Annotated in this window: 6 protein-coding genes; 2 read left to right on the top strand and 4 right to left on the bottom strand. The window is 67.7% G+C overall.

The window, feature by feature from the left end; translation table 11 throughout:
* Positions 1–108: 108 nt before the first annotated feature.
* From ligD to ACVOLJ_RS11500, 3 genes are all read right to left on the bottom strand, one after another.
* Positions 109–2,589, bottom strand: coding sequence for a DNA ligase D (gene ligD / locus ACVOLJ_RS11510; RefSeq protein WP_481564162.1), 2,481 nt, complete (start codon positions 2,587–2,589; stop codon positions 109–111).
* Positions 2,590–2,592: 3 nt separating this feature from the next.
* Complete coding sequence (ku, locus tag ACVOLJ_RS11505) at positions 2,593–3,531, bottom strand: non-homologous end joining protein Ku (RefSeq protein WP_475281049.1); 939 nt, start codon at positions 3,529–3,531, stop codon at positions 2,593–2,595.
* Between the two features lie 131 nt (positions 3,532–3,662).
* Entirely contained in the window at positions 3,663–4,061 is a 399-nt protein-coding gene (locus ACVOLJ_RS11500; protein WP_475281048.1) for a hypothetical protein, read from the bottom strand.
* Positions 4,062–4,203: 142 nt separating this feature from the next.
* Between ACVOLJ_RS11500 and ACVOLJ_RS11495 the strand changes: the two genes are divergently transcribed.
* Complete coding sequence (locus tag ACVOLJ_RS11495; protein ID WP_475281047.1) at positions 4,204–4,530, top strand: hypothetical protein; 327 nt, start codon at positions 4,204–4,206, stop codon at positions 4,528–4,530.
* A 13-nt stretch (positions 4,531–4,543) separates the two neighbouring features.
* Here ACVOLJ_RS11495 and ACVOLJ_RS11490 read toward each other — a convergent pair whose 3' ends face one another.
* A complete protein-coding gene (locus ACVOLJ_RS11490; RefSeq protein WP_481564161.1) occupies positions 4,544–6,634 on the bottom strand; it encodes a TonB-dependent receptor family protein in 2,091 nt (696 codons plus the stop codon).
* A gap of 171 nt (positions 6,635–6,805) precedes the next feature.
* On the opposite strand from ACVOLJ_RS11490, the gene ACVOLJ_RS11485 reads away from it, so the two are divergent.
* Positions 6,806–8,008, top strand: coding sequence for an amino acid aminotransferase (locus ACVOLJ_RS11485; RefSeq protein WP_475281045.1), 1,203 nt, complete (start codon positions 6,806–6,808; stop codon positions 8,006–8,008).
* The last annotated feature ends 34 nt before the right edge of the window (positions 8,009–8,042 follow it).

The raw sequence follows: 8,042 nt of genomic DNA, 5'->3' as shown, positions 1-8,042 counted from the left end.
GGGGGGGGGCCGGGGGGGGGGGGGGGTGGGGGCGCGCGGGGGGGGGGGGGGGCGGGCGGGGGGCCCCCCACCGCTCCCTCCGCGGGGGGCCGGGCCCGGCGGCCGGCACTACCGCAGCGTGGGCAGGGTCTGCTTCAAGCGCTCGATACCCTGCCACGGGTCGGCCTTCAAGCGCTTTGCCCGTGCCAGCGCCTTGTCCATCGGGAATGCATCGGCCGCGCTCACCCGCGCAAGTTCTTCCCAGCGCAACGGCACCGCAACGCCGGCACTTTCGCGTGCACGCAGCGACCACGAGCAGACGCTCGTCGCGCCGCGCGTATTGCGCAGCCAGTCGATGAAGATCACGCCGGTGCGTTTGGCCTTGCTCATCGTCGCGACGTAGCGGTCCGGCGCCTGTGCGGCCATGGCCTGTGCGAATGCTTCGCAGAACGCCTTGGTCGCGTCCCAGTCCGCCTTCGGCTGCAGCGGCACCACCACATGCACGCCCTTGCCACCAGACAACCGCACGAAGCTGTGCAGGCCGACCTGCTGCAGGCGGTCGCGCACATCGCGTGCGCCGCGTTTCACCTGCGCCCAGCTGACGCCCTCACCAGGGTCGAGGTCAAATACCAGCCGGTCGGGATGCTCCGGGTCGGCCACCGTCGCTCCCCACGGATGCAGCTCCAGGGTGTTCATCTGCACCAGCTGCAGCAGGCCGCGCACATCGTCGATGAAAACGTACTCCTCGCGCCCGCTCTTCTGCTGCAGCGGTACCGCATGCACGGCATCGCCCAGGCCGGCGCCGTGGTGCTTCTGGAAGAAGCAGGCCTTGCCCACCCCATCCGGACAACGTAGCAGCGACAGCGGCCGCCCACTTATCTCCGGCAGGATCCAGCGCGCCATCTGCCGGTAGTAGTCGGCCACGTCACCCTTGCGCAGCTTCCTGCCGGGAAACACCACGCGCTCGGGATGGGTGATGGCCACGCTTTCATCGCTGCCTGCAGGTGCCGCAACCACGGCAAGGTCCTTCTTGCGTTTATCGCTGCGCAGGCGTTTGAAGCTGGCCTGGCGCAGCAGGCCCTCCTTGCCCCAGCCACGGAACGCGACCTCGGCCACCGCAACCGGCTTCACCCAGCGCACGCTGGCAGCACTGAATGGCACATGCGATGGCAGTTCCAGGACCGGCGTTTTCACCGACAGCGGTTGCAGGGTCCGGGTCAGCGCGCGCAGCGCGTCATCATCGAAGCCGGTACCGACGCGACCGACATAGCGCAGCCCGCCCTTGTCCGGCGCTGCCAGCAGCAGCGAACCGAATCCCACCCGGGCGCCTTTCGGTGCGGTATGGCCGATGATCACGAACTCATCGGTATCCTCATGCTTTACCTTCACCCAGCTGCGTGCGCGGGTGTTCACGTAAGGCGCATCGACCTGCTTGCTGACGATGCCTTCGAAGCCGGCCTTGCCGCTGGCCTCGAACACGGCAGGGCCGTGGTCGATCACGTGCTCGCTGAAGGCAAGCGTTCCCGGGGTATTCCCGATCAGGTCCTTCAGCAGTGCCTTGCGCTCACGCAGCGGCACACGGCTGATATCAACGCCCGCCACACCCGGTAGATCGAACACGACGTAGCGCAGCGGTTGTTTCGAGCTGCCATCGATCACCCGCTGCAACGCAGCGAAATCACTGCGGCCCTGTGCATCGAGCACCACCAGCTCACCATCCAGGCGTGCATCGCGCACCGGCAGCGCCTGCACCGCCTGCACCACCTCGGGAAAATCGCTCGTCCAGTCCAGGCCGTTGCGCGAGCGCAGCTTCACCTCACCCTCGTGCAGATCTGCGAGCAACCGGTAACCATCCCACTTGATCTCGTGCAGCCAGCGCTCACCCTCCGGTGCGCTGTCGCGATGATCGGTGAGCTGTGGTTTGAACTGGCGTGGGTAGCCCTTGTGCAGCGCCCCGTCCAGCTTCAACGCACGCGCGTGCCAGCGTGCGTCGGCCCTGCGCCGCGGCGCGGCGCGCGATGCAGAAGCAGGTACTGCGTTGCGTGCGGTTGCCCGTCCTGCCTTTGCCGACGTGCGCGGGCGAGCGTCCAGCAGATCGTCCGCTTCGGCATCCTGCGCCTGTTGGTCGTCGCGCTTGATCAGCAGCCACTGCACCTGCCTGCCCTTCATCGCCGTGCGTACCAGTTTCCAGCCACCGGCCAGGCGCTGCCCGTGCAGCACGAAGTCGATCTTGCCCGCAGCCAATGCCTGCAGCGGATCGCCTTCGCAGGCCCAGCTGCCGTGGTCGAACACATCGACGTGGCCGGCGCCGTAGTGGCCTTGCGGAATATCCCCTTCGAATCCGGCATAGGACAGCGGATGGTCCTCCACCTCCACGGCCAAGCGCTTCTCACCCACCCGCAGCGACGGTCCCTTCGGCACCGCCCAGCTTTTCAGCACGCCATCCATTTCCAGCCGGAAGTCGTAGTGGCGACTGCTGGCGTGGTGCAGCTGGACCACGAAGATCGGCCGCCGCTTCGGATTGCCCCGGGCAGGCGCATCATCCGGCTCCGGGGTCTGCCCGCTACCGCCGCCCAGCCGGCGCTTGCGGCGGTACTGATGCAACGACATGGCTCAACCTGCCTTGCGTCGCGCGGTGGTTTTCTTTGCAGCCTTCTTGACGGCCTTCTTCGCGGCCTTCTTCGCAGGTGCCTTCTTCGCCGCCGTCTTGCTGGGCGCTGCCTTGCGCGTGGCGGTCTTCTTGGCCGGCGTCCGCTTGTTCGCATCCAGGCTCTTCTGCAGCAGCGCCATGAAGTCGACCACGTTGGTGGTCGCATCCTCGCGCGGTGCCGGCTCTTCCTCCACCGTGGTGGTACCGCCCTTGGACTTGATGCGCTTGTTCAGCACCTGCTGCAGGCGTTCGCGGAATTCATCGTGGTATTGCGAGGGATCCCAGTCGCCGGCCATCGATTCGATCAGCTGTTCGGCCATCGCCGTTTCCTTGCCGGTGATGCGATAGTCGGACAGGCTGCCGGTGGGCAGCTTGTAATCGTCAGGCTCCACCAGTTCCTGCGGATAGCGCAGGATCATCAGCACCAGCGCATCGGCGTTGGGCATCACCGCGCACAGGTACTCGCGCGTGCGCACCACCACCCGGGCGATACCGGCCTTGCCCGTGTTGCGCAGGGTTTCACGCAGCAGCACGTAGCCCTTCTCGGCTTTCTTGCCGGGTACCAGCAGGTAGGGTTTTTCGTAATAGCGCGGGTCGATCTGCGCGGCGTCGACGAAGGTCTCCACCTCCACCGTCTCATGGCTCTCCGGTGCGGCCGAGCGGATATCGCCCTCCTCCAGCACGACATAGCTGCCCTTGTCGTACTCGTAGGCTTTGACGATGTCCTTCCACGGTACTTCTTCGCCGGTATCGGCATTGACCCGTTCGAAGCGGATCGGCTTGCGATCGCGGGAGTCGAGCATGCGGAAACTCAGATCGACCTTGCGCTCGCCGGACATCAGCGAGACCGGTACGTTGAGCAGACCGAAAGACAACGTGCCGGTCCAGATCGGGCGGGCCATGGTGCGCACCTGGGTGTGGGCAGGGAGGGCCAGCTTCGGCCGGGCGGTGTAAACCATCCGTGTCGGTGCCGTGCACGGCGCTTCTACGGATGCCACCGCGCTGGGCACTCGCCGGGGATGGCCCGCCGGTGTTACTGCAGCAACGGCCTCACTGCAGCGGCCGGGATATGGTCCAGCGCGCGCCAGGCGTCTTCCACCACCGGCTGCGCCTGCGGCCAGGTGAGGCGCGACTGCCCGCGCATCTGTTCCCAGTGTTCGGCCAGCTCCTCGCAGGTCTCGGCGCCACCGCCGCGTGGCCAGTCAGCGGCGTGGGTGGTCAGCGCGAAGGCATACACCGGGCACAGGTCACGCCAGTTGCGATGACCGTGGCCGCGGCGCTCTTCGTAGTCGCTCAGCATGTACTGCAGGTAATCCTGCGCGACCGCCTGCGGATCCTGCAGGCGTCGGTTGCGGCGCGGTGTGCTGCGCTGCACGAGCGGATCCAGCAGGGCGTTGAACACGGACGGGGCAGGGCGTTCAAGACGGGGCATGGCCGGCTCCTGACAGCAGGGCGGGTGGGCAGGAATACGCGCGGGGCCGTTATCCACCCGTGACAAAGATGTTCATGACGCCGGGTTCGCAGTGGCTTTACCTTCCACGCGGTGTAGTGGGGCCCTGCCAGAGGAGACCGCCATGACCACCCGTGACCCCCTGCGTGAGACGCATGCCCCCGTACCGGGCGAGCAGCGCGCCAAGCATGACAACGACGATGCCGATTTCCGCGGTACCGGCGCTCCCTTCGTCGACAGCGGTGATGCCCTGCCGGTAAAGCGTGAGTCCGAGCAGGCCGCGCAGGACCGCAAGGACTGTGGCGACCGCAACCGCGGCGGACAGGAGAGTCCGCTCAGGCGCCGCGAGCGCAAGCAGCATGCCAGCGACAATCAGGACGAAGCGCTGGAAGAAACCTTCCCGGCCAGCGACCCGACCTCGCCGTTCGTCCCGGCCAAGGCGCCCGATTGAGGAGCGGTAGCGCCTAGCGCCACGACCACTGCAGCCCCACGCCCGCACGACGGTCCGGCCCCGGCTCGAAGAACCGGCCGTTGCCATCATTGACGATCACCGAGCCGACGTAGCGCTGGTCGAGCGCATTGTCGATACGGGCAAACGCGCGTAGTTCACCTGTCTGCAGGGTCCAGCGACGCCCAGCCTCCAGGTTCAGCAGCGCATAGCCCGGCGCGCGCTCGGTGGCAACATCGTTCACCACCACATCGGTGCCCGCGCTGGCTTCCAGCGCCCACTGCCAATCTCCCGGCGTCCACTGCAGGCGGGCGAAGGCCTGCTGCCGCGGCACACCGGGAAGACGACTGCCGGCGGCGACCAGGGTGTTGGAGGTCAGGTACGGTGAACGCACCTGCGCCTGCAGCCAGGTCCAGGCCACCTGCAGTTCCACCTGCTCGGCCAACGGCTGCCGGTACTGCAGTTCCACGCCCTGGCGGCGCGTGCGGCCGATATTGCGGTAGCTGCTGCGCCCATTGATATTGCTGGCAACGGCAAGCTCCTCGTCGGTATCTGCGCGGAAAAGGCTGACATCGAGCTGACTGCCGCCTTGTGCGTGCCACTTGCTGCCGATCTCCAGGCTGCGGCTGCGCGCGGCGGCAAGATCCAGCGCCAGTCCCGCCTGTCCATCGGCGCGATAGCCCAACTCGTTGAAGGTCGGCGTCTCGAAGCCGCGGCCGATCGAGGCGTGCAGGCGCCACTGCGGGCTCGCCTCGAAGCTGACGCCCGCCACCGGGGTAGTGGCCTGATAGCGGCGGCGGCCACTGTCATCAGGGTTCCGGCCGGCGATGTAGCGATCGTCTGATTCGAAGCGCACCGTGCTGTGGCGCACGCCGGCCAACAGCGACCAGCGCGGGCTCCACTGCCACCACAGCTGGGCGAACTGATCCACGTTCTGCACGGTGTCGATCTGGTCGCGACGCAGCCGACCGCGCACGCCCAGGGTGCTGCCGATGAAGTTCTCGTAGCCGGTGCGGTGCTGGCGCTGGCGGTCGGCATTGACCCCGGCCACCACGTCCAGCGGGCGCCCGGCCAGCTCACCGTTCCAGCCCCAGCGCGCGTCCAGTCCGCCGTAGCCCGCATCCAGATCGATCACGCCGCCGGCGTGCAGCGGGTTGGCCTGTGGCCCTGGCGGAATCGGCAGGTACTGGGTCACCGCGCGCTGCCCGGCATAGCCCATCAGCTGCCAGCGCTGGGCACCGGCTTCCCGGGTCCAGCGCAGGCCGGCCTGTTGCTGGCGCACCGATTTGCGGGTGTTGTACTGCTGGGCCACCGCCGTCGCCTGGCGTGGGTCAGCCGCCACCTGGGCGCGGGTCAGGCCCAGCGGATCCTGCGCATCGGGCGCCTCCAGCGCGTTGAGCAGCAGTTCCAGGCGACCGCCGCCCAGTGCGGCGCCCAGCCGTGCGTTGAGCGATTCGCGGCGTGCCCGGCTGTGGTCGCGCCAGCCATCGGTACGGAAGTGGTTGGCGGCGATGTTGTAGTCGATGCCGTTGCCCGCCCCACGCAGTTGGGCGCCGACGCTGAGCGTGTTGTCGGCACCGGCGTTCACGCGCAGCCGCCAGGGGTCACCGGCCTGGCCCTGCGCGCTCCACACCTGCAGCACGCCACCGGAGGAATTGCCATAAAGGGCCGAGAACGGCCCGCGCAGCACCTCGATGCGCTCGGCGCCCAGCAGGCTGGCATGCGACAGCTGGCCCTGGCCATCGGGCATGGTCGCCGGCACCCCGTCGATCAGCACCCGCACCCCGCGCACGCCGAACGTCGAACGTGCACCGAAGCCACGGATCGATAGCTGGGTGTCCTGGGCGAAGTTCTGCCGGTCGCGGGCCAGCAGGCCAGGCACCCCGCCCAGTGCTTCGGAGAGCTGTACGCCCGGACCGGACCGGTCGGTGTCGATCCAGACCGTGTCCAGACTGGCCGGCAGGGCGAAGGGATCGACCCCCTGGACCCGCGCGGCCTGCACCTGCACAGCGGGCAGGGCAGTCGGCAATGGCTCGGCCGACACCGCTGCCGGCGACACCAGCAGGGCGGACAGCGACAGGCAACGACGTCGTGCGGCAGCATTCATGATTCAGGTAGATGGATCGAGCGGCAACGCACGCCATGGTACGGGCAGGCCGATGACGATAGCGGCGGCCAGCCCCGGCAGGCTTTGTTACGATGGGTCGGTTTCGGCCGACCGGCCGCAGACCGCGTGGCGCAATTCCTCCCCCTTTCCGTCTACCGAACGAGTACCGCCGTGTCCTTCTTTGCAAACGTGGAACTGGTCCCAGGCGACCCGATCCTGGGCCTGACCGAGGCGTACAACGCCGACAGCCGCCCGACCAAGGTCAACCTGGGTGTGGGCATCTACTACGACGAGAGCGGCCGCATCCCGCTGCTTCGCGCCGTCAAGCAGATCGAGCAGCAGCTCGCCGACGAGGCCAAACCGCGCGGCTACCTGCCGATCGACGGCCTGCCGGCGTATACCCAGGCCACCCGTGAACTGGTGTTCGGCAAGGACTCGCCGCTGCTGGCCGCAGGTCGCGTCACCACCGCCCAGACCGTCGGTGGCAGCGGTGCGCTGCGTGTCGGCGCAGACGTGCTGAAGAAGCTGCTGCCGCACGCCACCGTCGCCCTGAGCAACCCGAGCTGGGAAAACCACCGTGCGGTGTTCAGTGCCGCCGGTTTCGAAGTGGTGGATTACACCTACTTCGACCCGACCACCCATGGCGTGAACTTCGATGGCCTGCTGGCCGACCTCGGCAAGCTGGAAGCCGGCACCGTGGTGCTGCTGCATGCCTGCTGCCATAACCCCACCGGCGCCGACCTCACCGTCAGCCAGTGGAAGCAGGTTGCTCAGCTGCTGAAGGATCGCCAGCTGTTCCCCTTCATCGACATGGCCTACCAGGGCTTCGACAAGGGCATCGAGCAGGATGGCGCCGCCGTGCGCATCATCGCCGAGGCCGGCATCGACAGCTTCATCGTCGCCAACTCGTACTCCAAGTCGTTCTCGCTGTATGGCGAGCGCGTGGGTGCGCTGTCGATGGTGGCGCCGACCGCTGCAGACGCCAAGGCGGTGCAGTCGCAGGTCAAGCGCGTGATCCGCACGATCTACTCCAGCCCGTCCACCCACGGTGCCGCGCTGGTGGCTGGCGTGCTGACCAATCCCGAGCTGCGCGCGATGTGGGAGCAGGAGCTGACCGAGATGCGCGAGCGCATCCATGCCCTGCGCCAGGGCCTGGTCGAGAAGCTGGCCGCCGCCGGTGCACCGCAGTTCGCGTTCATCAACGAACAGGCCGGCATGTTCTCCTACTCCGGCCTCAGCCGTGAGCAGGTCGAGCGCCTGCGCGACGAGTTCGGCATCTACGCCGTCGGCACCGGTCGCATCTGCGTGGCCGCGCTGAACCAGAACAACCTGGAATACGTCGCAAAGGCCGTGGCCACCGTCGCCAAGGGTTGAAGCAACGCAGCAAGCTACCGAAACAAAGGCGCCG

It is taken from the genome of Stenotrophomonas sp. STEN046 (genome assembly GCF_056759755.1).
This window is presented reverse-complemented; position numbering and strand designations above follow the sequence as displayed.